This is a genomic window from Caulobacter sp. 73W (assembly GCF_041021955.1).
Classification (GTDB): Bacteria; Pseudomonadota; Alphaproteobacteria; order Caulobacterales; family Caulobacteraceae; genus Caulobacter.
This window is the reverse complement of sequence record NZ_CP158375.1, coordinates 3,093,787-3,116,773: the sequence shown is the minus strand read 5'-3', so window position 1 is coordinate 3,116,773 and position 22,987 is coordinate 3,093,787. Positions and strand designations below refer to the sequence as shown.

The window sequence follows — 22,987 nt, the reverse complement described above, 5'->3', positions numbered from 1 at the left end:
CGCCCCTCAGCATGACGAAGTTGGGTGCGTACTGAACTCGGCATCCTGAGGAGTGGGCGCGGCCCACGTCTCGAAGGACGCATTGCGGTTCCCGCTCAAGGCCCTATCCTGCGCGTTCAAACGCTCGTTGGACGCGCCCGATGTTCCTGAATTTCTTCTCCGAGCTCCGCCAGGCCAAGGTGCCGGTGACGCTGAAGGAATACCTCCTGCTGATGGAGGCGCTGGACAAGGACGTCATCAACCGTTCGGTCGAGGACTTCTACTATCTGTCGCGCGCCGCCCTGGTGAAGGACGAGAAGAACCTCGACAAGTTCGACCGCGTGTTCGGCCATGTCTTCAAGGGTCTGGAGAACACCGCCGAGGGCCTGACCGCCGACATTCCGGCCGAGTGGCTGAAAGCCCTGACCGAGAAGTTCCTCACCGAGGAGGAGAAGGCCGAGATCGAGGCCATGGGCGGCTTCGAAAAGCTGATGGAGACCCTTCAGGAGCGCCTGCGCGAGCAGAAGGAGCGCCACGAGGGGGGCAACAAGTGGATCGGCACCGGCGGCACCAGCCCCTTCGGCGCCAACGGCTACAACCCCGAAGGCGTGCGCATCGGCCAGGACAAGGGCCGCCACGGGCGGGCCGTGAAGGTCTGGGACAAGCGCGAATACAAGAACCTCGACGACAGCGTCGAGCTGGGCACCCGCAACATCAAGGTCGCCCTGCGCCGGCTGCGCAAGTTCGCCCGCCAGGGCGCGCCGGACGAGCTGGACCTGAACGGCACGATCAGAGGCACGGCCGAGAAGGGCTACCTGGACATCCAGCTACGTCCCGAGCGGCGCAACAGCATCAAGGTGCTGCTGTTCTTCGACATCGGCGGCTCGATGGACAGCCACATCAAGCTCTGCGAGGAGCTGTTCAGCGCGGCCAAGACCGAGTTCAAGAACCTGGAGTTCTTCTACTTCCACAACTGCCTCTACGAGAGCGTGTGGAAGGACAACCGCCGCCGCCAGACCGAGAAGACGGCGACCTGGGACGTGCTTCACAAGTACCCCGGCGACTACAAGGTCATCTTCGTGGGCGACGCCACCATGAGCCCCTACGAGATCACCTATCCGGGCGGCTCGGTGGAGCACTGGAACGAGGAGCCGGGCGCCATGTGGATCGACCGGGTCACCCAGATCTATGAGAGCGCGGTGTGGCTGAATCCGACACCCGAGCGGCACTGGGACTACACCCAGTCCATCGGCGTCATGAAGCAGTTGATGAACGACCGCATGTATCCGCTGACGCTGGAGGGCCTCGACAAGGCCATGCGGGAGCTGGTGCGCGGATAACTTACGCGCGTTCAGTAACCGCCTGTTTTATTGGACGCTTGCGTCAGTTTCATACGGTCGTAAGACTGCCCTCGCGTAAGGGGGATCTCCGCCTGTGAGTCTTGAAGTTGATGGCGCCGACGAGGCGCAAACCGAAGCCGTCACCAAGAACCTGGTGTTCATGGCCGCCGAGCGGCTGTTCGCCCTGCACGGCTTTCAGAACGTCTCTGTGCGCGACATCACCGCCGAGGCGGGCGTCAACCTGGCGTCGGTGAACTATCACTTCGGCTCCAAGGACGCCCTGCTGTTCGAGATCTTCCGTCGCCGTACGACGGAGCTGAACCGCGAACGCGCCCGCCTGCTGCACGAGGCCAACGACCGCCATGGCGGTAAGCCGCCGGTGCGCGAAATCCTGGCCGCCCTGTTCATCCCGCCCCTGCGTTGGATGGCGCCCGAGAACGACCGTCGCATCTCGCTGCAGTTCCTGATCCGCGCCCGCAGCGAAGGGACCGAGGAAATCCGCACGATCCTGCGCACGGACGTGACGCACCTGCGCCGCTTTTCCGACGCCCTGACCGCCGCGCGGCCGGACCTGCCGGACGTCGAGGTCTACTGGCGCCTGCACTTCGTGCTGGGCATGCTGCACAACAACCGCTTCTCCGAATTCGACCGCATGAACGCCCTGGCCGACGGCCGCATGGGCGAGGCCGACACAGCGGCGCTGCTGGAGCGGATGCTGGACTTCGCCGAAGCGGGCTTCATCCGCTAGGCGGTGCGTGCTTCGAGACGCGCTATCGCGCTCCTCTGCATGACGAGCTTTATTGCATTCTGAATTCGTCATCCTGAGGAGCGAGTGCAACTCGCGTCTCGAAGGACGCATTAGGCCGCCAAGCTCCAGGCGAACCTCAGATCCTCCACGAACTCGGCATAGGCCTTGGGCTTCGCCGCCTCGTCCGGCACGCGCAGCAGGAAGGACGGGTGGTAGGTGACCACCGCCTGCGCCTGATCAGGCAATTGCAGCGCCTGCCCCCGGTTGGCGGCGATGGGCGTGGCCTTGCCGAAGACCGACAGAGCAGCCGTCGCGCCCAGGGCGACGACCACGCGGGGGCGGACGATCCGCCGCTCCGCGTCCAGCCACCAGCGGCAGGCCTGCACCTCCCCCCGATCGGGCGTCTTGTGCAGCCGGCGCTTGCCGCGCGGCTCGTGCTTGAAATGCTTCACGGCGTTGGTGACGTAGGTCTCCGACCGAGGGACCCCGGCTTCGGCCAGCGCGCGGTCCAGCACCTTTCCGGCAGGGCCGACGAAGGGGTGACCGGCAAGGTCTTCCTGGTCGCCTGGCTGCTCGCCCACGAACATCAACCGGGCGCGCGCCGGCCCCTCGCCCGCCACGCCCTGAGTTGCTTCGCGCCACAGGTCACAGCGGCGGCAGACGTCGACGCCGGCGGCGACCTCCTCGAGATTGCTTGGCGCGCCGCCCTCCGCGGGCATGTCGCGCGCCATGCGCGACGCCGCCTTCATGGTGCGCTTGGATGGCGTGGTCGGGGCGCTCCGGACCATGGCGGCGGTCCTTTCCTGGGCCGTGGCGATCAGGTCGGGAATGAGCCGCGCCTCGGGAAGGTTGCGCCAGTAGCGCTTGGGCATGTGCTGCTGCATCGCCGTGGGGTTCAGCCGCGCCGGGTTGAAGATCGAGGCGAAGTAGGTGGACCATGCCTCCTCCAGGGCGTCCTCGGCCGGGGCCTGGGAGCGGTCCGCCCCCGGGGAGAAGGTCAGCTGCGCCCCGTCCCAGTGGGCGCAGGCGTCGGGGGTGAGGATCGACCAGTTCATGCCGCTGAACCGGCGGGCGAAGAACGGGGCGGTCGCCTCGGTCACCCGATGCGGCGGCTCGAACCAGGCGGCGTAGGTTTCCGCCTCCCCCGGAACTTCGCGAAAGCGGACAAAGGCCTTCATCTTGTGCTGGGCGCGATGGACCGCCTGGTCGAAGTGGCTGGCCTTCAGCACGTCGGAATCGGTGACCACCGCCAGCAGTTGCGGCTCATCCCGCAGCCGCCACAGCAGGCGATAGAGCAGCGACAGCCGCTCGGGCGAACGGTGCTGCAGCACAGACTGCGCCAGGGTGACGAACTCGCGCGACACCGTGAACGCCGGCTCCACCACCGGGGCGGCGGCCTCATCGCCGAACAGGTCCCCCTCCCCGCCGACGGTCCAGATCACATGCTCCGGCGCGACGCCCTGGGCGCGCAGGGTTCGCGCCTGCCGACGCCAGCCATCGAAGTCGATCTCGCTGGAAAGCCGCGCCACCCGCATCAGAACAAACTCAGTTGCTGCGGCGCCGCCTCGCGCGGCAGGTGGGGCTTCAGGTCGTCGGCGTCGGCCAGCGGGCCGGGCGTCCAGTCATCGGCGATGACGAAGGGGCGCAGTTTCTTCTCCGAGCCGCACAGCTTCTTCAGGTCCTCCAGCCGCACCCGCTTCTGCCGCCGCAGGACCACGAGGCTGTCCACCGATTTGACGCCCAGGCCCGGGATGCGCAGCAGCATCTCGCGGTCGGCGGCGTTCACGTCGATGGGAAAGCGGTCGCGATTGGCCAGCGCCCAGGCCAGCTTGGGATCGACGGCGAGATCGAGGTTCTGGCCCGGCCCGGCGATCTCGGCCCGCTCGAAGCCGTAGTACCGCATCAGCCAGTCGGCCTGGTACAGCCGATGCTCCCGCATCAGGGGCGGCTTCTGCGGCGGCAGGCGGCTGGAGCTGTCGGGGATCGGGCTGAAGGCGGAGTAGTAGACGCGCTTCAGGCCATAGCTGCCGTACAGGTTCTCGCTGCGCGCCAGGATGTCGCCGTCGGCCGCCTCGTCCGCCCCGACGATGAGTTGGGTCGATTGGCCGGTGACGTACTTGCGGGGCTGGGCGCGGTCCTTCTTCTGCGGGGCGCGCTCCTCGATCGCCAAGCGGACGCCGCCCATGGCCTTCTTGATGACGCCCACGTCCTTTTCCGGCGCCAGGGCGGTCAGGCTCTCGTCCTTAGGCAATTCGATATTGATCGACACCCGGTCGGCGTAGAGCCCGGCCTCCAGCACCAGGGCGGGCGACGCCTCTGGGATCAGCTTCAGATGAATGTAGCCGCGAAAGTCGTGGACCTCGCGCAGCGTCCGGGCCACCCGCACCATCTCTTCCATGGTGTAGTCGCCGCTGCGGATGATGCCGGACGAGAGGAACAGCCCCTCGATGTAGTTGCGCTTGTAGAAGCCGAGGGTGAGGTCGACGACCTCCTCCACCGTGAACCGCGCCCGCTTCACGTTCGAGGACGAGCGGTTGATGCAGTAGGCGCAGTCGTAGATGCAGAAGTTGGTCAGCAGGATCTTCAGCAGGCTGATGCACCGACCGTCCGGGGCGTAGGCATGGCAGATGCCCATGCCCTCGGTGGATCCCACGCCCTTGCCGTCCAGGCTGTCGCGCCTCTGCCCCCCCGATGAGGCGCAAGAAGCGTCGTACTTGGCCGCGTCGGAAAGGATGGCGAGCTTGGACTTGAGATCGAGTACGGCCATGGCCGCACCCTAATGTTCCACTTTTGTTCTGTCGAGGCGTAAGGGGTGCGGCGTGTTGCTCGCGGGGCGGACAAGCACGCGCGGCGCATTGACTTATCAGCGTTCACCTTCAGGATGAGCGGCACGCCGCGTCAGACGGCGACCGCATTAGGTGGAACATGAACGCGCCCTTCAAGCCGGCGGGCCAGGCGCCCGCCAAGCCGGACGTGGACGTCGCCATCCTGGGCTCGGGCTTCTCCGGGCTGGGCATGGCCATAGCGTTGCTCAAGGACGGGCGACGGGACTTCGTCATCCTGGAAAAGGCGCAGGGCGTCGGCGGCACCTGGCGCGACAACACCTATCCCGGCTGCGCCTGCGACATACCCAGCCACCTCTATTCCTTCTCGTTCGAACCGAACCCGGAATGGTCGCGGGTGTATCCGAGCCAGCCGGAGATCCGCGCCTATCTGGACCGCGTGGCCGACAAGTACGACCTGCGGCCCCATCTGCGGCTCGGGCGCACCGTCACCGACCTGACCTTCGACGAGGCCGGCGGTTTCTGGCGTGTGACGAGCGAGGACGGGCAGGTCCTGACCGCCCGGGTGGTGGTGTCGGGCACGGGCGGGCTGTCGCGGCCGATCCTGCCCAACCTCAAGGGCATGGACCGCTTCAAGGGCAAGACCTTCCACTCGGCCTGGTGGGACCATGATTATGATCTCACCGGCAAGACGGTGGCGGTGATCGGCACCGGCGCCAGCGCCATCCAGTTCGTCCCGCAGATCGCGCCCAAGGTGAAGTCGCTGACCCTGTTCCAGCGCACGCCGCCCTGGGTCATGCCCAAGAAGGATCGCGAGATGCACGGTTGGGAGCGCGCCCTGTTCCGCGCCGCGCCCGTGTTCCAGAAGCTGCTTCGCGGTCTGACCTATGCACGCCTGGAGCTTCTTGCGACGGGGTTGGTCTGGCGAACCGATTCCATGGCCAAGTTCGAGAAGCTTGGCCGCCAGTTCATCGACGCGACCATTTCCGATCCGGTCCTGCGCAGGAAGGTGACGCCGAACTACCGCATGGGCTGCAAGCGGATCCTGATCTCCAACGACTACTACCCCGCCCTGGCCCGCCCCAATGTCGATCTGGTCACCGAAGGGATCGCCGAGATCACCGCGAAAGGCGTCCGCACGACAGACGGCGTGGAGCATGCGGTCGACGTCATCGTCTATGGCACCGGTTTCGCCGCCACCGACGCCCTGTCCCCGACCCAGGTCCATGGTCGCGGCGGCCGGCATCTGAACGCCGAATGGGAAGCCGGCGCCCAGGCCTATCTGGGCGTGACGGTCAGCGGCTATCCGAACTTCTTCATGCTGATGGGCCCCAATACGGGGCTGGGCCACAACTCGATCGTCTACATGATCGAGAGCCAGATCCGGCACGTGATGGACGGGCTTCGCCGCATGGACGCGGCGGGCGCGGCCTGGATGGATCCCAAGCGCGACGCCCAGAACGCCTTCAACGCCTTCGTTCAGCAGCGGGTCGGCAAGACCGTCTGGAACGCCGGCGGCTGTAAGAGCTGGTATCTGACCGAGGACGGCCGCAACACGACCATCTGGCCGGGCTTCACCTTCGATTATCGCCGCCGGGTGAAGGCGATAGACCCAGCGGCTTACGACATGGAACGGGTGAAGGTGTCCTGACCCAAATCCTCCCCTTCTGGGGGAGGTGTCCTGAAAGGACGGAGTGGGCCTGCTGAGTCAGCAAGTCCCCTCCCCCACTTCGTGGTCCCCCTCCCCGCGAGGGGAGGATCTAGAACCTTAGCCGCGGCCCTTGGCGATGCGGGCCTTGGCCATTTCGTTGGCGACTTCGTGGGTCGGGCGCTTTTCGGCGGCCGAACGGTCGAGGACCTCGCCCAGGGTCAGCATCAGGGTCGCCAGCTTGTCCTGCACCCAGGCCGGGTCGAACGCCGTGTCGGCTTCCAAGGCGCGGATTTCGCCGGCCACATTGATGATGCCGCCGCCGTTGATGACGTAGTCGGGCGCGTACAGCATGCCCTTGTCGAACAGAATGCGCCCGATCTCCGGCGTTGCCAGTTGGTTGTTGGCGCCGCCGGCGACCACCTTGCCCTTCAGGCGCGGCAGGGTTTCGGCGTTGATGGCGCCGCCCAGGGCGCAAGGGGCGAAGACTTCCGCATCGACGTCGAAGATGGCGTCGGTCGAGACGATCTTGGCGCCGGTCTTGGCGGCGACCTCGTCCAGGGCCGCCTGGTTCACGTCGGCGATCACCAGCTTGGCGCCGGCGGCGTGCAGCTTTTCCGCCAGGTAGGCGCCGACGTGGCCGACGCCCTGGATGGCGACGGTGACGCCGTTCAGGTCACGATCATAGGCGCGCTCGACGCATAGCTTCACGCCCCGGAACACGCCCTCGGCGGTCACCGGGCTCGGATCGCCCGAGGCCGCCGCGTGGCCTTCCAGGCCGGCGACATAGCGCGTCTGCTTGCGGGCGTTCTGCAGGTCGGTGGGCGAGACGCCCACATCCTCGGCGGTCCAGTAGCGGCCGCCCACGGCGTCCACGGCGCGGCCGAAGGCTTCGAACAGCTCCGGGGTCTTCTGGGTGCGGCTGTCGCCGATGATCACGGCCTTGCCGCCGCCCAGGCCGATGTCGGCCATGGCGTTCTTGTAGGACATGGCGCGCGACAGCTTCAGGGCGTCGGTCAGGGCCGCCTCGGCGTCCGGATAGGCCCACATGCGGCAACCGCCGGCTGCCGGGCCAAGGGCCGTGGAGTGCACGGAAATGATCGTCTTGAGGCCGGTCTTTTCGTCGAAGAAGGTATGAACGCCTTCATGGCCCTCGAAGGCCGGGGAATCGAAAAGAGTCATGCCTGCAAGTCCGTCCTGCTGCGGAAATTATGTGCGCGCCCTCTACGCCTCCGGGGCGCGAGTCACAACCCCCGTTTCCATCGGCGAGCCGATGGGCGGGACGCCGGACGGGAACGGCGCGGCGGGGTTCTTCAGAAAGGCGACCATGTCGCCGAACACCGTCTCGCGCTGATGATCCACCAGCAGCAGGTGATAGCCCTTGTCGTAAAAGGCGCTTCGGGCTCCGGCGGGCAGGTCGCGCGCCGCCTTCACCGCCGCCTTGTCGGGGATGATCTCGTCGTTCGCGCCGCAGAAGTAGGCGACCGGCCCCTTCACCCCGCCGATCCGCTCCTGCCCCCGGTCCATGATGTCGACCAGGCCGTACAGGGTGTCCGACCGCGCGCCCCAGATCATCTGGGGGTCCGTGCCCATCCGGTAGAGCTCGTCGATGTTGTCGGTCGGCTTGACCTTGCGGGTCAGCCAGGCCGGCGGGGTCCAGACCTTGGAGCGGAAGGTATGGGCGCTCAGCCACAGGGCGGCGCGGTTCAGCAGGGGCTGCTCCGACCAGCCCCAGACCGCCGGCGCCAGCAACAGCGTGCGGTCGGCGTCAGGCGCGGGGTCCGAGGCCATGGCGTCGATCGCCACCGCCCCGCCCATGCTGATCCCGGCCAGGGCGATGATCGCCCGCGGGTGCTTGGCCCGCAGGACGGCGCACAGGGCCCGCGCGTCATCCAGCATCAGCTCGTCGCCGCCCCACACCCCGCGCTCGGGCGAGCGGCCGAAGCCGCGCTGGTCGATGGCGTAGGTGGCGATCCCCCTCGCCTTCCCCCACTCGCCCCAGAAATGGAAGGCGTTGGCGTAGTCGTTCATGCCGTGCAGGCCGGCGATCACCGCCCAGGGCTCCTCGTCCGGAACCCATTGCGACAGACCCAGCCGCGCGCCGTCGATGCTGACGAAGGCGTCGGCCGCCAGATGCGGGCCGGTAAAGCCCACGCCCGGCACGCCCCGAGACTGCACCATGGGCGCGCAGGCCGTGGCCGTCAGGGCGGCGGAGCTGAGAAGGAAGACGCGGCGGTTCATGGCTTCAGGATCTTGTGCACCCTGGCCTGAAGATAGGGAACCACCTCGGCGTCGAACCAGGGGTTCTTCTTCAACCAGGCGGTGTTGCGCCACGACGGGTGCGGCATGGGCAGGAATTCCGGAACGTAGCGTTCCCATGCCCGCACCGTCTCGGTCATGTTGGCCATCGATCGCGGCCCAAGCGCCCAGGCCTGGGCGTGCCAGCCGACCAGCAGGGTCAGCTCCATCTTCGGCAGGTTGTCGAGAAGCTTGCGCCGCCAAAGCTGGGCGCAGCGGGTGGGCGGCGGATAGTCGCCGCCCTTAGGATTGGTGCCCGGAAAGCAGAAGGCCATGGCCGCCACGCCGACCCGGCCGTCGCCATAGAAGGTCTCGCGGTCGATCCCCATCCAGCCGCGCAGGCGATTGCCGGAGGGATCGTTGAACGGCAGGCCGGTCTCATGCACCAGCCGGCCCGGCGCCTGGCCGCAGATCAAGATGCGGGTCTGGGGCGAGACGCGGACCACCGGCCGGGGCTCGTGCGGCAGTTCCCCGGCGCAGGCCCGGCAGGCGGCGATGTCGGAAAGGACGGCCTCGAGCGAACTCATGGCGTCCTAATCGAGGTCGTCCTCGTCGGTTCCGCCGCCATAGGCCTGGACGAAGGTCGCGCCGCCGGCGGCGACTTCCTCGGGGGTCAGGGCGCGGAAGCGCCACACGCCCTTGAACTTGCCGGGATCGGCCGGCTTGTTGTGGCGCAGGATCACCAGCTTGTTCTCGCGCGCCAGGCCGATGGCCACGTTGCGCACGTGCGGCAGGATGCGGCGCCAGCGCTCAGGCTCGATGGCCTGGGCGACCTTGGCGGGGTCGGCGGACTTGCCCTCGGGCAGGTCGGCGATGGCGGACAGCAGGGCGTCTTCGATCGGGGAGCTCATCAGACGCTTGCTAATGCAAGCGCCCCCCCTTGGCCAACCCCGATGCACATGCTGGCCAGCGCCCGCTTGCCGCCGCGCGCCTTCATGGCCCGCGCCGCGGTGATCGCCAGACGCGCGCCGCTGGCGCCCAGCGGGTGGCCCAGCGCGATGGCGCCGCCGTGCGGATTTACGTGCTCGGCGTCGTCGGCCAGGCCCCAGGCGCGGGTGCAGGCCAGGGCCTGGGCGGCGAAGGCCTCGTTCAGTTCGATGACGTCGAAATCCTTCACATCGATGCCCAGGCGCCTGGTCAGGGTCTCCACCGCCGGGATCGGGCCGACGCCCATGATGCGGGGCGCGACGCCGCCCGCGGCTCCGCCCTCGACCCGTGCGATGGGCTCCAGCCCGAATTCGCGGGCGATCTCCTCGGTGGCCAGGATCATGGCCGCCGCCCCGTCATTGATGCCAGACGCGTTGCCGGCGGTCACGGTGCCGTTCTCGCGCACGATGGGCTTCAGGGCCTGCAGCGCCTCCAGCGTGGTGTCGGGGCGCGGATGCTCGTCGGCGGAGAGCAGGGTCTCGCTCTTACGATCGACGACGGTGATCGGGGCGATCTCGCCTTCGAACCAGCCCGCCTTGATGGCGGCGGCGGCGCGCTGCTGGCTGCGGAAGGCGAAAGCGTCCTGGTCGGCGCGGGCGATCTGGTAGTCCTCGGCCACGTTCTCGGCCGTCTCGGGCATGGCGTCGACGCCATAGGCCTTGCGCATGGCCGGATTGATGAAGCGCCAGCCGATGGTGGTGTCGAAGATCTCGTTGCTGCGCTGGAAGGCGGTCTCGGCCTTGCCCATGACGAAGGGCGAGCGGGTCATGTGCTCGACCCCGCCGGCGATGACGAACTCGGCGTCGCCCGTAGCGATCATCCGCGCGCCCTGGATCACCGATTCCAGGCCCGAGGCGCAGAGACGGTTCACCGTCACCGCCGGAGTGCGCACCGGCAGACCGGCCAGCAGGAGAGCCATGCGGGCGACGTTGCGGTTGTCCTCCCCCGCCTGGTTGACGCAGCCGTAGAGGACCTCGTCGATCCGGTCCCAATCGACCTTGGGGTGGGCGGCCATCAGCGCCTTCAGGGGATGAGCGGCCATGTCGTCGGCCCGCACCTTGGAGAGCCCGCCGCCGAAGCGGCCGATGGGCGTGCGAAAACCGCTGCACAGATAGACCGTCCGACCTTGCATCGCCGTCTCCCGACTTTTCATTTGGCTGCAAGTTAGGCAGACAGGACGCAGCAATCAAACAATCGTTTGGGAGACGGTCATGGATGGCGGCGGCGAGAACCTGGGCGGGCCCCAACTTGTGACCGAGGGCGAGTGGGCGGGCTGGCGCACCTGGCGCGGCTCGGATCCGTTCGAGGACCAGTCCGGTCCGTTCTATTTCCGCGACGAAGACGACGGGACGGTGCGCTGCGCCTTCCGCGCCGAGAAGAAGCACATGAACGGCGGCGGCTTCATGCATGGCGGCTGCATGATGACCTTCGCGGACTTCTGCCTGTTCGCCATCGGCTGGAAGGCCCTGAAGGACACCCGCGCCGTGACCGTCAGCCTGAACGGCGAGTTCGTCGGCCCGGCCGCGGTGGGCGACCTGATCGAGGCCACGGGCGAGATCGTCCGTGACGGCGGCTCGCTGCTGTTCGTGCGCGGCGTGCTGTCCACCGGCGGGCGGGCGATGCTGTCCTTCTCGGGCGTGGTGAAAAAGATCCGGTCGCGCTGACCACGCGATCATCCAAGACGGAACGGGAATGTTCGCAAAACTTTCTGACGACCGGAGGCGAGTGCTCCGCTAGAACTGCAACTCGTCCAGTTTCAATCGTCAGTAGGAGCATCTCCCCATGCCCAAGGTTCTCGTTCTCTACTACTCCGCCTATGGCCATATCGAGCAGATGGCCCAAGCCGTCGCCGAGGGCGCGCGCTCGGCCGGCGCGACGGTCGACATCAAGCGCGTGCCCGAACTGGTCCCCGAGGAGGTCGCCAAGAACGCCCACTACAAGCTCGACCAGAAGGCCCCGGTGGCCAAGATCGATGACCTGGCCGAATACGACGCCATCGTCATCGGCGTGGGCACCCGCTTTGGCCGCATGGCCTCGCAGATGTCGAACTTCCTGGATCAGGCCGGCGGCCTGTGGGCCCGTGGCGCGCTGAACGGCAAGGTCGGCTCGGCCTTCACCTCGACCGCCACCCAGCATGGCGGCCAGGAAACGACCCTGATGTCGATGATCACCAACATGCTGCACTTCGGCCTGGTCGTGGTCGGGCTGCCCTACAGCTTCCAGGGTCAGATGAAGCTGGACGAAGTCACCGGCGGCTCGCCGTACGGCGCGACCACCATCGCGGGCGGCGACGGCTCGCGCCAGCCCAGCGCCAACGAGCTGGACGGCGCCCGCTTCCAGGGCCGCCTGGTGGCCGAGACCGCCGCCAAGCTGTTCGGCTAAACCCCAGCCGTCGCCGCTGGCCGGGCCATCATCACGCCCAGCCAGCGGTGGACGTGCTCGAACTCCTCGCCCGGCTTGAACTGCACCATGCGGGCGAAGTCGATGCTGGTCGCGGCCAGGATGTCGGCCATGGTCACCCGCTCCCCGGCGATGAACGCGCTGTTGGACAGTTGACGGTTCAGCATCTTCATCGAGCGCTCGGCCCAGACGCGATTGACTTGCGCCACCTCGGGCGCCTGCTTTTCCAGCGCCGCCAGCGCCGGGTGCGCGTGACGCACCGCCATCATCAGCGGCATGGCCACCATCAGCTCGACCCGCCGCGACCACATCTCGATGACCGCGGTCTCGCGCGGATCGCGGCCGAACATGTTGGGCTCGGGATAGAGGTGCTCCAGGTAACGGCAGATCGCCACCAACTCGGTGATGGTCAGGTCGTCATCGACCTCCAGCGCGGGGACGTTGGCGATGCCGGCGCGGGCCAGATAGTCGGGGGACCGATGCTCGCCCTTGAACAGGTCGACATCGACGATCTGGATGTCCTCGATCCCCTTTTCCGCCATGAACCAGCGGACCCGGCGCGGATTGGGCGCGCGGCGGCTGTCGTAGAGCTTCATTGTTCTTGTCCTCCGGACGCCACCCTTCCACGGGTGACGCGGGGGACGCAAAGCCTCTAGATCGAAAACAGCTCGTTGGGCATGACGCCGACGACGGCGGCGGTCAGGCAGGTCGCCAGGAAGCCGGCCACCAAGGCTTTCCACACCAGGCTGATCACCTCGCCGCGACGCTCCGGCATCAGCACGCCCATGCCCGACACCGTGATGCCGACCGAGCCCACATTGGCGAAGCCGCACAGGGCGTAGGTCAAGATGGTGCGGGTGCGCTCGCTCATCTCGGCCGCCGGGATCGCGCCCAGCTGGATGAAGGCGATGAACTCGGTGAGCATCAGCTTCACGCCCAGCAGGTAGCCGGCCTTGAACGCCTCTTCCCAATGGATGCCCAAGGCCCAGGCCAGGGGCGCGAAGACGACGCTGAGGACGCGCTCGATGGTCACCGGTCCGCCGAACATGTCCGGCAGCGCCCAGCCGAGCAGGCTGTTGGCGATGGCGACGAAGGCCACATAGACGATCAGCACGCCGGAGATGTTCAGCACGACCATCAGGCCGTCCGACACGCCCTTGGAGATGGCGTCGACGGCGGAGTCGTATTTCAGCAGGCTGGTGTAGTCGACCGACACGCCGCCGACGTTCGGCTTTTCCGGGATCATGATGCGGGCCAGCAGCACGCCGGCCGGGGCCGACACCACCGAGGCGGCCAGGACGTGGGCGGCGGCGTTGGGGAGCACGGCCTTCAGCACCGTGGCGTAGGCCACCATGGTCGAGCCGGCGACGGTGGCCAGACCGACCACCATCATCATGAAGAGTTCCGAGCGCGACAGCTTGTCGAGATAGCCGCGGATGATGATCGGCGTCTCGACCATGCCCAGGAAGATGTTGGAAGCCGTCGCCGTCGCTGAGGCGCCGCCCATGCCCATGGTCTTCTCGAACACAAAGCCGAAGCCCCGGATGATCCACTTCAGCACCCGCCAGTGCCACAGCAGCGCCGACAGGGCCGAGATCACCAAGATCACGGGCAGCACCTGGAAGGCGAAGACGAACAGGGCGTTGGGGTTCTCGACCGAATAGGGCTGAGCGCCGCCGGCCATGTAGCCGAAGACGAACTGGGTCCCGGTGGCGGTCGCCGCCGCCAGGCCGTCCACCGCGCCGTTGATCCCATGGATCACCGCGCGGGCGGCAGGCAGGCCGAAGATCAGGGCGACCAGGCCGGCCTGCAGAGCGATCGCGCCCAGCGCCAGGCGCCAGGGAAAGCGCTTCTTGTCTTCCGACAGCGCCCAGCAGATGCCGAGGGTAAGGGCCACGCCGACAAGGCTCTGGGCGTTCTCAGGACGAAACATGGATGGGAAACCGGCCCTTGGGCGGCCGCCCCCTTGGCGCCGCGCAGGCCTTTTGACACCGCCCGAGGCCCGCAATGCAAGGGCGCGCATGTCGCAAGCAAGATTTGCATGACCAATTTGTAAGGCGGACAAGCCCTGCCTTACCCCGATTTAACTTGGTTCCAAGGCCCCTCGCGGACATTGCTGGGTGCAATCTTTGGGGGAGTTGAGCCGGCCCATGTCCCTGGCCCTTGCGACTTTGATTTACGAATGGCGGCGCTATCTGGCGGCCATCATCGCGCTGGCCTTCTCGGGCCTGCTCATCCTGGCTCAGGTCGGGATGTTCATGGGCATGGGCAAGGCGTTCACCGCCAACATCGACCGCGCCCGCGGCGACATCATGGTGCTGGGCCCCAAGGCCGAGAGCCTGATGAACGGCGGCGCGGGCCTGCCCGCCCGCGTCAAGCCGGCCCTTTACACCAACCCCGCCGTCGTCGACGTGGGCGAGGTGATGGTCAATGGCGGCATGTGGCAGAACGACCCCGGACCGGGAAAGAAGCGCAAGCGCGAATTCGCCCAGGCCTACGCGGTCGACACCTGGCCCAACGCCGTCACCCTGCCGGTCGATTTCAACGAGGACCTGCGCGTCGCCCTGCTGGAGCCCTATGGCGTGGCGGTGGACAAGACCGCCCTGGCCCGTCTGGGCGTGAAGCTGGGCGACAAGGGCTCGCTGAACGGCAAGACCGTCCGCGTCGTGGCCGTGCTCGACAACTATCCGAACATGAACGCCCCCATGGTGTTCATGTCCCGCGACACCCTGCGCAAGCTGGGCATGAACGGCCGCGCCGACCGAACGGGGGCCCTGATCGTCCGTATCAAGGACCCGGCCCAGGCCGTGGCCGTCCGTGACCAGCTCAACGCGACCAGCGGCGGCGCCTACCGCGCCTGGACCCGCGCCGAGCTGTCGGAAGCCAACCAGGGCGCCCTGCTGAAGGAACAGATCATCGGCATCATGCTGGTCTTCTCGCTCTTCGTGGGGATGCTGATCGGGGTGGGCATCACCTCGCAGACCCTGCGCGGCGCGATCTTGGCCAACATCAAGGAATTCGCCTCGCTGCGCGCCCTCGGGGTCGGCATGGGGTCTCTGCGCCTCATCGTGCTGGAGCTGTCGTTCTGGGTCGGCGTCGCCGGCCTGGGCGCGACCGGCCTGATGACCGCGGGCATCGCCCTGCTGGCCAGCGCCGGCGGCCTGCCGATGGCCTTCCCGCTGGGCATCGTCACCATGGTCGGGATCTTCCTGGTCACCATCTCGATGCTGTCCGGCCTGATGGCGCTCGGCATCCTCAAGAAAAGCCAACCTGCGGACCTGCTGCGATGAGCGCTTCCAACTACGCGATCAAGGCCACGGGACTGCGCAAGCGGTTCAAGACCGGCCGCACCCACATCGAGGTCCTCAAGGGCGTCAATTTCGACGCGCTGCTGGGGGAGGTGACCATGGTCATGGGCCCGTCGGGCTCGGGCAAGTCCACCCTGGTGGCCAACCTGTCGGGCCTGCTGAAGCCCGACGGCGGCAAGGTCGAGGCCCTGGGCGTCAACATGTGGGGCCCGGCCGAGAAGTGGGTCGAGGAACGCGACGGTCCGACCTCCGGCGCCGCCAAGGGCCTCACCCCCGGCAAGCTGGACAAGTTCCGCCTCGACAACTGCGGCTTCATCTTCCAGGGCTTCAACCTGTTCTCGGCCCTGTCGGCCCTGCAGCAGGTGACCACGGTACTGAAGTACCAGGGCATCGAGCCGGGCGAGGCCCATGCTCGCGCCAAGGAAGCCCTGACCGAGGTGGGCCTGGGTCATCGCCTGAACCAGCGCCCGTCCGAACTGTCGGGCGGCGAGAAGCAGCGGGTGGCCATCGCCCGCGCCCTGGCCAAGCGTCCCCGCCTGCTGTTCGCCGATGAACCGACCTCCGCCCTCGACGGCGAGAACGGCCAGATCGTCACCAAGCTGCTGCAACGGGCGGCCAAGGATCACGGAGCCGCGGTCATCTGCGTCACGCACGACCCGCGCCTGGAAGCCTTCGCCGACCGCGTCATCCACATCGAGGACGGCCTGATCCTGAGCGACAGCCGCCCCTCTTCCGCCGACGCGCCGAAATCCGGCCACGGCGCATCCCTCATCGGAGCCTAAGACCATGCCCGCGTTCTTCCGTCGCCGTTCGTTCTGGCTTGTCACCGCCGCCGTGGTTCTCGTGGGCGGGGGCGGCGCCTTCATGATGGCCAACGCCAACGCCAAGAAGGAAAAGGCCGCCGCCGAAGCCAAGCAGGCTCCGGAAAGCCCCTACGCCGCCATCGCCAACGGCAAGGCGGACGTCGAGGGCGGCATCATCCAGGTGGCCGCCCGCCGCCAGGGCATCGTCAGCGAAGTCCTGGTCCAAGAAGGCGAGCGCGTCTCCAAGGGCCAGATCCTGGCTCGCCAGCAGGACGACAACTCCGTCCTGGCCGTGAACCGCGCCCGCGCCCAGGTCGCCCAGGTCCGCGCCCAGATCGCCCTGCTGGACGTGCAGCTGCGCACCGCCCGCCGCGAGCATCAGCGCCTGCAGAACCTGTCGGCCTCCAACTTCGTCGCCGGCCAGCGCCTCGACACCGCCCGCGACGCCATCGCGTCGGCCGAGGCCAGCCTGTCGGCCCAGCGCGCCAACATCGGCGCCTCGGAAGCGGCGCTGCGCGAAGCCGAGTTCGCCCTTGAGATGACCAACATCCGCGCCCCCGCGGACGGCGTCATCGTCCGCCGCTACGCCAACCCCGGCGCCGGCGCCTCGACCCTGAACGTCACGCCGATGTTCGACCTGGAGCCCAAGGCCCCACGCATCATCCGCGCGGAGATCGCCGAAGCCTCGGTGACCGGCGTCTATGTCGGCCAGCCGGTCGAGATCAGCATGGAGTCGGATCCGAGCAAGGTCTTCACCGGCAAGGTGATCCGCCGCTCGGCCATGTTCGGAGCCCGCAAGCTGCAGTCGGACGATCCGTCCGAGCGCACCGACGAGCGCGTGGTGGAGACGGTGGTCACCGCCGACGGCGCGCCGTTCCTGATCGGCCAGCGCGTGCTGGTGAAGTTCATGAAGCCGGGCAAGGTCGCGGGCGCCAAGCACCCCGCCGCCGCTCCGGCGGAAGATCAAAAGAAGAGCTAGACGCTCCGCCTAACGAGAAGCTCGAACGCCGCCTGGTCCGCCAGGCGGCGTTTTTCTTTGCCCGCGACCGGCTTGACGGCGTTTGCGCCGCGCCGCACAACCCCTGCACAAAACAAGTGTTTGAGAGGAGCGACGGGCATGGCGGACATCCGCTTCGACGGCAAGGTGGCGATCGTGACGGGGGCCGGCGGCGGTCTGGGCCGTCAGCACGCGCTGGAGCTGGCGCGCCGCGGCGCCAAGGTGGTGGTCAATGACCTGGGCGGCTCGATGGACGGCTCGGGCGGCTCCTCCGACGCGGCCAACAAGGTGGTCGAGGAGATCAAGGCGTTCGGCGGCGAAGCCATCGCCAACGGCTCGTCGGTGACCGACGACGCCGGCGTCGCCCTGATGGTCAAGCAGGCCATGGACCAGTGGGGCCGCATCGACATCCTGATCGCCAACGCCGGGGTGCTGCGCGACAAGTCCTTCTCCAAGATGGACATGCCCGACTTCGAGTTCGTGCTGAACGTCCACCTGATGGGCACGGTCAAGCCGGTGAAGGCCGTGTGGGAGATCATGAAGGCCCAGAACTACGGGCGCATCGTGGTCACCACGTCTTCGTCGGGCCTCTATGGCAACTTCGGCCAGTCCAACTACGGCGCGGCCAAGCTGGCCATCGTCGGCTTCATGAACACCATCAAGCTCGAGGGCCAGAAGAACGGCGTACACGTCAACGCCATCAGCCCTGTGGCCGCCACCCGCATGACCGAGGGCCTGATGCCGCCGGAGGTGCTGGAGAAGCTGAAGCCGGAATACGTGACGCCAGGCGTGGTTTACCTGGCGTCGGACGAAGCGCCCACCGGCGCCATCCTGGCCGCCGGCGCGGGCGCCTTCGCCCTGTCGCGCATCTATGAGACCGAGGGCGTCTATCTGGGCGAAGGCGGTCTGTCGGCCGAGGAAGTCCGCGACAACTGGGGCCAGATCAGCGACGACGCCGGACAGAAAGCCTATTTCGCCGGCGGCGAACAAGGCCAGAAATTCTTCCGCAAGATGGCCGGCGGCTGAGCACAAAGAACCTCGACCTTGACGATCGAGGGTTTTTGACTCCAACGCATTTGTGACGTTTAGGCAACGCTCCGTTGGTCACTCGACGGAGCGTTTCTTTCAAACGCAACAGTGCGCACCAACATACGTTAGAGGCCCGTCCCCGCCGTCTCCCCCACGGCCGTTTCAAGGTTCTCTTACGATGTCCTCCCCCAAGCTTATCCTCGCGCTCGGCGTCGCCAGCGCGGCCCTCGTCGCCGCCAGCCAGGCTTCGGCCGCGGGCTTCTATCTGCAGGAACAATCGGTGCGCGGCACCGGCCGCGCCTATTCGGGCGAAGTCGCCGACCGCGGCGCCGCCAGCCTATGGTGGAACCCGGCCGCCATCGCCGGCATCCAGAACAACGAAGTCTATGGCGGCATGAGCCTGGTCATGGTCGACTCCGAAGTGTCGAACACCGGCTCGACCATCGACCGCGTCGCGCCGGGCGTGCCGGTCCTGCCCGTCGGCGGCGACCAGCGCGCCTATGACCCGATCAAGGGCGGCATCGTGCCGAACCTGTCGGGCGCCTTCCGCGTCACCGACCGTCTGGCCGTGGGCGTGTCGACCTACGCGCCGTACAACTTCACCACCGCCTATTCGGGCGACAGCTTCACCCGCTACGATGCGCTGAAGTCGCGCCTGATGACCGCCAACATCCAGGGCACGGCCGCCTATCGCGTCACCGACTGGCTGGACGTTGGCGTGGGCGTCAACGCCATCTACGCCGACGCGACCCTGACCTCGGCCTATCCGAACGTATCGCCCCTGCAGCCCGACGGCCGCTCGGAGCTGACCGGCGACGGCTGGGACTTCGGCTGGAACGCCGGTGTGCAGTTGCACCCGACCAACACCCTGACCATCGGCGCTTCCTACCGTTCGGAAGTGAAGCACACCCTGGACGGCTCGGTGGTCGTCAGCGGCCTGCTGGCCCCGGCCGCGGCCGCCAACATGGACGTGGCCGGCAAGGCCAAGATCACCACCCCTTGGATCGCCACCCTCGGCGCCCGCTGGGCGGTGACCGACAAGCTGACCCTGAACGCCCAGGCCCAGCGCATCGGCTGGGGCGAGTTCGACGCCATCCGCGTCAGCTACGCCGGCGGCGGCTTTGAGTCCGACCAGAACTACAAGGACGTCACCAGCGGCGGCGTCGGCTTCGACTATGCGGTCAACGAGAAGCTGACCGTCCGCGCCGGCGTGCAGTACGACCCGACCCCGACCCCGGACATCGGGCGCACCGCCCGCGTGCCGGACGGCGACCGCTGGCTGTACGGCGCGGGCGCGACCATCAACCTGAAGCCCAACCTGGCCCTGGACGTCGCCGGCGCCTACATCGCGTTCGACGAAGCCGAGATCGTCCGTGACGACGTGATCTTCGGCGGCACCCCGCTGGCCACCCCTGTCGCCCTGCGCGGCAAGGCCGAGGGCAGCGGCGTGATCATGGCCGCCGGCATGCGCTGGACGTTCTAAGCCTCCAGCGACTTCGCCAAGGTTTGCGCCGCCGTCAGGAACACCCTGGCGGCGGCGCTTTCGTGATCACCCGCCGTCAGCGGGACCCCGACGTCGCCGGCTTCGCGCAAGGCGATCTCGATCGGGATCTGTCCCAGCAGCGGCACGCCCAGACGGTCGGCCTCGGCCTGGCCGCCGCCGGTTCCGAAGATGGGGATCGGGGCGCCGGTGGACGGATCGGCGAAGAAGGCCATGTTCTCGACCACGCCCAGGATCGGGGTCGCCGTCTTGCGGAACATCTCGGCGGCGCGGCGCGCGTCGATCAGGGCGATCTCCTGCGGGGTCGAGACGATCACCACCCCGTCGATCGACAGTTTCTGGATCAGGGTCAGCTGGATGTCGCCCGTGCCCGGCGGCAGATCGACCACCAGCACATCGAGAGGCTCATCCTCCGAGCCCCAGGCCACGTCCTGGATCATCTGCCGCACGGCGGACGAGGCCATGGGCCCGCGCCAGATCATCGCCTGGCCCGGATCGACCATGAAGCCGATGGACATCAGCTTCACCCCGTGGGCCTGCAGCGGCTGCAGCTTCTTGTCGACGAACACCGGCTCGCCGTCGACGCCCATCATGGTCGGGGCGGACGGGCCATAGACGTCGGCGTCCAGCAGGCCGGTGCGCAGCCCCAGCTTGGCGAACGCGCAGGCCAGGTTCACCGACACGGTGGACTTGCCCACCCCGCCCTTGCCGCTGGCCACGGCGATCACGTGGCGCACATGGGCGGGTTTCTCGGCGGACGGCGGCGGGGCGGCCTGGGCCTGCGGATCGGCGGCGACGCGGGCCGCGCCCTTGCGCACCCGTTCGGTCTCGCCGCTGGCGGCGGCGGTCAGGACGACCTGCGCCTTCTCCACCCCCGGCAGGCCGGCGAGCAGCGCCTCGGCCGCCTCGCGCACAGGCGCATAGGCGGCGGCGTCGGCGGCGGCGACCTCCAGCACAAAGCCCGCCCGGCCGTCGCGGACCACCAGTCCCTGCACCCGCCCGGCGTCAGCCAGGCCGCGGCCCGTCTTGGGATCCAGGATCCCGTTCAGCGCGGCGAACGCTGTATCGCGAGTGGTGGTTTGAGAGTGATCCATACCTGATCAGCTTGCTTTGCGGCGTTGGGGGTCTCATATCCGCAGGACAGCGCCGGTTTACAAGCCCGTCCGCGGGCTCGCCAGCGGCCGCGCCGATTAACGAAAGAGACGACGCGACCTTATGCCTTGGAACGACAATTCGAGTTCGGGATCCGGAAATTCCGGTTCCGGCAAGCCAGGTCCCTGGGGCTCGCCCCCGCCTGAAGACGGCAAGGACGCCCGCGAGGACAAGGCCCAGCGCCCCTCCGGCGGACGCGGCGGCGGCCCTCGCGGCCCGCGCAAGCCGCCCTCGCCCGGGCCGGACCTGAATGACACGCTCGATCGGCTGAACGCCCGCCTGCGGGAGTTCTTCACCGACGGCCAAGGCAATGTCCGCCCCCGCGCGGTCGGCACGGTGATCGCCGGCGCCGCGGCCCTGTACCTGGCCACCGGCGTCTATTTCGTCCAGCCGGACGAGCAGGCGGTGGTCACCACCTTCGGCGCCTATTCGCGCACCACCGGTTCGGGCGCGGGCTATCACCTGCCCTGGCCGGTCGAAGCGGTGGAGAAGGTGTCGGTCACGACCCTGAACCGCATCGACGTGGGCGGCATGGACGGCGCCGACGTGCCGGAAGAAAGCCTGATGCTGACCGGCGATGAGAACATCATCGACCTGGACTTCTCGGTTCAGTGGCGCGTCAACGACGCGTCCAAGTACCTGTTCAACGTCCGCGACCCGGACGCCACGGTCAAAGCCGTGGCCGAAAGCGCCATGCGCGAGGTCGTCGGCCGCACGCCCCTGCAGCCCGTCCTGACCACCGCGCGCGGCCAGGTCCAGGAACAGGTCGCCCAGCTGATGCAGTCGGTCCTCGACCGCTATGACGCCGGGGTGTTCATCGACGGCGTGCAGATCCGCAACGCCAACCCGCCGACCGACGTCATCGACGCCTTCCGCGACGTGGCCGCCGCCGGCCAGAACGCCGAGTCCGCCGCCAATGTCGCCCGTGGTGAAGCCGCCAAGGTCGTCCAGGCCGCCATCGGCTATCGCGAGCAGGTCGTGCGTGAAGCCGCCGGTGAGGCCGCCCGCTTCAACCAGGTGTACGAACAGTACCGCCTGGCGCCGGGCGTGACGCGCGAGCGTCTCTACATCGAGACGATGCAGCGCGTGCTGGCCAATTCCAACAAGGTGATCCTGGACACCAAGGGCAGCGGCCCGGTGGTCCTGCCGCCTGACGTCTTCCGTCCCAAGGCCAGCGCGCCGCCGGCGCCGACCGCGAGGAGCGGCCAATGAACCGCAATCTCTTCGCCGTCACCGCCGTCGTCGTGGTCGCCCTGATCGTGCTGGGCAACAGCATCTTCCAGATCGACCAGCGCCAGCAGGCCCTTGTCATCCGCTTCGGCGAGCCGGTCCGCGTGGTCACCACGCCGGGCCTGAAGCTGAAAGCTCCGTTCCTCGAGAACGTCGTCATGTTCGACAAGCGCAACCTGTCGCTGGACGCCGAGCAAGGCGAGGTCATCACCGCCGACCAGGAGCGCCTGGTGGTGGACGCCTACATCCGCTACCGCATCAACGATCCGCTGCAGTTCTACCGCACCCTGCGGGACGAACGCGTGGCCGCCGACCGGCTGGAACGCCTGGTCAACGCCACCCTGCGCCAGACCCTGGGCTCGGCCACGTCGGAAGACGTGATCTCGCGCCGTCGTCCGGAGCTGACCCGCGTGACCCGCGACATCGTCATCCGCCGCGCCGCCGCCTCGAAGCTGGGCCTGGAAGTGGTCGATGTCCGCATCAAGCGCGCCGACCTGCCGGAAGCCAACCAGAAGGCGGTCTATGAGCGCATGCAGACCGCCCGCCAGCAGGAGGCGGCCCAGATCCGCGCCGTCGGCGAGCAGCAGAAGCGCGAGATCATCGCCACCGCCACCGAGGAATCCGAAAAGATCCGCGGTGAGGGCGACGCCCGCCGCGCCCAACTGTTCGCTTCCAGCTTCGGCCGGGACGCCAGCTTCGCGGCCTTCTACCGCTCGATGCAGGCCTATGAGGCGTCGCTGGCCAACGGCGACGCGACCCTGGTCCTGTCGCCCGACAGCGCCTTCTTCAAGTACTTCGAGCGCGGGCCTAGCGCCCAGTAACCCGTCGTCCCGCCGCCTGGCCT

Annotated in this window: 22 protein-coding genes; 12 read left to right on the top strand and 10 right to left on the bottom strand. The window is 67.8% G+C overall.

The window, feature by feature from the left end; genetic code table 11:
- Nucleotides 1-140: 140 nt before the first annotated feature.
- Both ABOZ73_RS14810 and ABOZ73_RS14805 read left to right on the top strand, forming a co-directional pair.
- On the top strand, nt 141-1,319 hold the full coding sequence (locus ABOZ73_RS14810; RefSeq protein ID WP_369058909.1) for a VWA domain-containing protein: 1,179 nt from the start codon (nt 141-143) through the stop codon (nt 1,317-1,319).
- A 94-nt stretch (nt 1,320-1,413) separates the two neighbouring features.
- Nucleotides 1,414-2,067: a TetR/AcrR family transcriptional regulator gene (locus ABOZ73_RS14805; RefSeq protein WP_369058908.1), complete on the top strand. Its 654-nt coding sequence runs from the start codon at nt 1,414-1,416 to the stop codon at nt 2,065-2,067.
- A gap of 110 nt (nt 2,068-2,177) precedes the next feature.
- On the opposite strand, the gene ABOZ73_RS14800 is transcribed toward ABOZ73_RS14805, so the two are convergent.
- A complete protein-coding gene (locus tag ABOZ73_RS14800; protein WP_369058907.1) occupies nt 2,178-3,602 on the bottom strand; it encodes a UdgX family uracil-DNA binding protein in 1,425 nt (474 codons plus the stop codon).
- Complete coding sequence (locus ABOZ73_RS14795; protein WP_369058906.1) at nt 3,602-4,834, bottom strand: putative DNA modification/repair radical SAM protein; 1,233 nt, start codon at nt 4,832-4,834, stop codon at nt 3,602-3,604. Before ABOZ73_RS14795 ends, ABOZ73_RS14800 begins: the two co-directional genes overlap by 1 nt.
- 158 nt (nt 4,835-4,992) lie before the next feature.
- On the opposite strand from ABOZ73_RS14795, the gene ABOZ73_RS14790 reads away from it, so the two are divergent.
- Nucleotides 4,993-6,501 carry a flavin-containing monooxygenase gene (locus ABOZ73_RS14790; protein ID WP_369058905.1) on the top strand — a complete coding sequence of 503 codons (1,509 nt, stop codon included), beginning with the start codon at nt 4,993-4,995 and terminating at the stop codon, nt 6,499-6,501.
- A gap of 117 nt (nt 6,502-6,618) precedes the next feature.
- Here the strand turns inward: ABOZ73_RS14790 and ABOZ73_RS14785 are convergent, their stop codons facing one another.
- The 5 genes from ABOZ73_RS14785 to pcaF are packed head-to-tail and all read right to left on the bottom strand — an operon-like array spanning nt 6,619 to nt 10,855.
- On the bottom strand, nt 6,619-7,680 hold the full coding sequence (locus tag ABOZ73_RS14785) for a Leu/Phe/Val dehydrogenase (RefSeq protein ID WP_369058904.1): 1,062 nt from the start codon (nt 7,678-7,680) through the stop codon (nt 6,619-6,621).
- A 42-nt stretch (nt 7,681-7,722) separates the two neighbouring features.
- The gene (locus tag ABOZ73_RS14780; protein WP_369058903.1) at nt 7,723-8,739 is read right to left on the bottom strand and encodes an alpha/beta fold hydrolase; all 1,017 of its coding nucleotides are present in this window, start codon (nt 8,737-8,739) and stop codon (nt 7,723-7,725) included.
- Nucleotides 8,736-9,323 (bottom strand): uracil-DNA glycosylase family protein, encoded by a 588-nt coding sequence (locus tag ABOZ73_RS14775; protein WP_369058902.1) that lies wholly within the window; start codon nt 9,321-9,323, stop codon nt 8,736-8,738. The genes ABOZ73_RS14780 and ABOZ73_RS14775 overlap by 4 nt, the downstream gene beginning before the upstream one ends.
- A gap of 6 nt (nt 9,324-9,329) precedes the next feature.
- Nucleotides 9,330-9,647: a DUF3253 domain-containing protein gene (locus ABOZ73_RS14770; protein ID WP_369058901.1), complete on the bottom strand. Its 318-nt coding sequence runs from the start codon at nt 9,645-9,647 to the stop codon at nt 9,330-9,332.
- The gene (gene pcaF / locus ABOZ73_RS14765) at nt 9,647-10,855 is read right to left on the bottom strand and encodes a 3-oxoadipyl-CoA thiolase (RefSeq protein ID WP_369058900.1); all 1,209 of its coding nucleotides are present in this window, start codon (nt 10,853-10,855) and stop codon (nt 9,647-9,649) included. Before pcaF ends, ABOZ73_RS14770 begins: the two co-directional genes overlap by 1 nt.
- 79 nt (nt 10,856-10,934) lie before the next feature.
- Between pcaF and ABOZ73_RS14760 the strand changes: the two genes are divergently transcribed.
- Complete coding sequence (locus ABOZ73_RS14760; RefSeq protein WP_369058899.1) at nt 10,935-11,387, top strand: PaaI family thioesterase; 453 nt, start codon at nt 10,935-10,937, stop codon at nt 11,385-11,387.
- 118 nt (nt 11,388-11,505) lie between these two features.
- Nucleotides 11,506-12,105: an NAD(P)H:quinone oxidoreductase gene (gene wrbA / locus ABOZ73_RS14755; RefSeq protein ID WP_369058898.1), complete on the top strand. Its 600-nt coding sequence runs from the start codon at nt 11,506-11,508 to the stop codon at nt 12,103-12,105.
- Here the strand turns inward: wrbA and ABOZ73_RS14750 are convergent.
- Together ABOZ73_RS14750 and ABOZ73_RS14745 are read right to left on the bottom strand one after the other, a co-directional pair.
- Complete coding sequence (locus ABOZ73_RS14750) at nt 12,102-12,719, bottom strand: glutathione S-transferase family protein (protein WP_369058897.1); 618 nt, start codon at nt 12,717-12,719, stop codon at nt 12,102-12,104. The genes wrbA and ABOZ73_RS14750 overlap by 4 nt on opposite strands.
- Nucleotides 12,720-12,775: 56 nt before the next feature.
- Nucleotides 12,776-14,056 (bottom strand): NupC/NupG family nucleoside CNT transporter, encoded by a 1,281-nt coding sequence (locus tag ABOZ73_RS14745; RefSeq protein ID WP_369058896.1) that lies wholly within the window; start codon nt 14,054-14,056, stop codon nt 12,776-12,778.
- A gap of 217 nt (nt 14,057-14,273) precedes the next feature.
- Here ABOZ73_RS14745 and ABOZ73_RS14740 point away from each other — a divergent pair, with 217 nt between their 5' ends.
- From ABOZ73_RS14740 to ABOZ73_RS14720, 5 genes are all read left to right on the top strand, one after another.
- The gene (locus ABOZ73_RS14740) at nt 14,274-15,413 is read left to right on the top strand and encodes an ABC transporter permease (protein WP_369058895.1); all 1,140 of its coding nucleotides are present in this window, start codon (nt 14,274-14,276) and stop codon (nt 15,411-15,413) included.
- On the top strand, nt 15,410-16,213 hold the full coding sequence (locus tag ABOZ73_RS14735) for an ABC transporter ATP-binding protein (protein ID WP_369058894.1): 804 nt from the start codon (nt 15,410-15,412) through the stop codon (nt 16,211-16,213). Before ABOZ73_RS14740 ends, ABOZ73_RS14735 begins: the two co-directional genes overlap by 4 nt.
- 4 nt (nt 16,214-16,217) lie before the next feature.
- Nucleotides 16,218-17,213, top strand: coding sequence for an HlyD family secretion protein (locus ABOZ73_RS14730; protein WP_369058893.1), 996 nt, complete (start codon nt 16,218-16,220; stop codon nt 17,211-17,213).
- A 138-nt stretch (nt 17,214-17,351) separates the two neighbouring features.
- A complete protein-coding gene (locus ABOZ73_RS14725) occupies nt 17,352-18,257 on the top strand; it encodes an SDR family NAD(P)-dependent oxidoreductase (RefSeq protein ID WP_369058892.1) in 906 nt (301 codons plus the stop codon).
- A gap of 181 nt (nt 18,258-18,438) precedes the next feature.
- Nucleotides 18,439-19,743, top strand: a complete 1,305-nt coding sequence (locus ABOZ73_RS14720) for an OmpP1/FadL family transporter (protein ID WP_369058891.1) — start codon at nt 18,439-18,441, stop codon at nt 19,741-19,743.
- Here the strand turns inward: ABOZ73_RS14720 and ABOZ73_RS14715 are convergent.
- Entirely contained in the window at nt 19,740-20,855 is a 1,116-nt protein-coding gene (locus tag ABOZ73_RS14715) for an Mrp/NBP35 family ATP-binding protein (protein WP_369058890.1), read from the bottom strand. The genes ABOZ73_RS14720 and ABOZ73_RS14715 overlap by 4 nt on opposite strands.
- A 121-nt stretch (nt 20,856-20,976) precedes the next feature.
- Here ABOZ73_RS14715 and hflK point away from each other — a divergent pair, with 121 nt between their 5' ends.
- Together hflK and hflC are read left to right on the top strand one after the other, a co-directional pair.
- Nucleotides 20,977-22,125 carry an FtsH protease activity modulator HflK gene (gene hflK, locus ABOZ73_RS14710; protein WP_369058889.1) on the top strand — a complete coding sequence of 383 codons (1,149 nt, stop codon included), beginning with the start codon at nt 20,977-20,979 and terminating at the stop codon, nt 22,123-22,125.
- Nucleotides 22,122-22,964: a protease modulator HflC gene (gene hflC / locus ABOZ73_RS14705; protein WP_369058888.1), complete on the top strand. Its 843-nt coding sequence runs from the start codon at nt 22,122-22,124 to the stop codon at nt 22,962-22,964. The genes hflK and hflC overlap by 4 nt, the downstream gene beginning before the upstream one ends.
- The last annotated feature ends 23 nt before the right edge of the window (nt 22,965-22,987 follow it).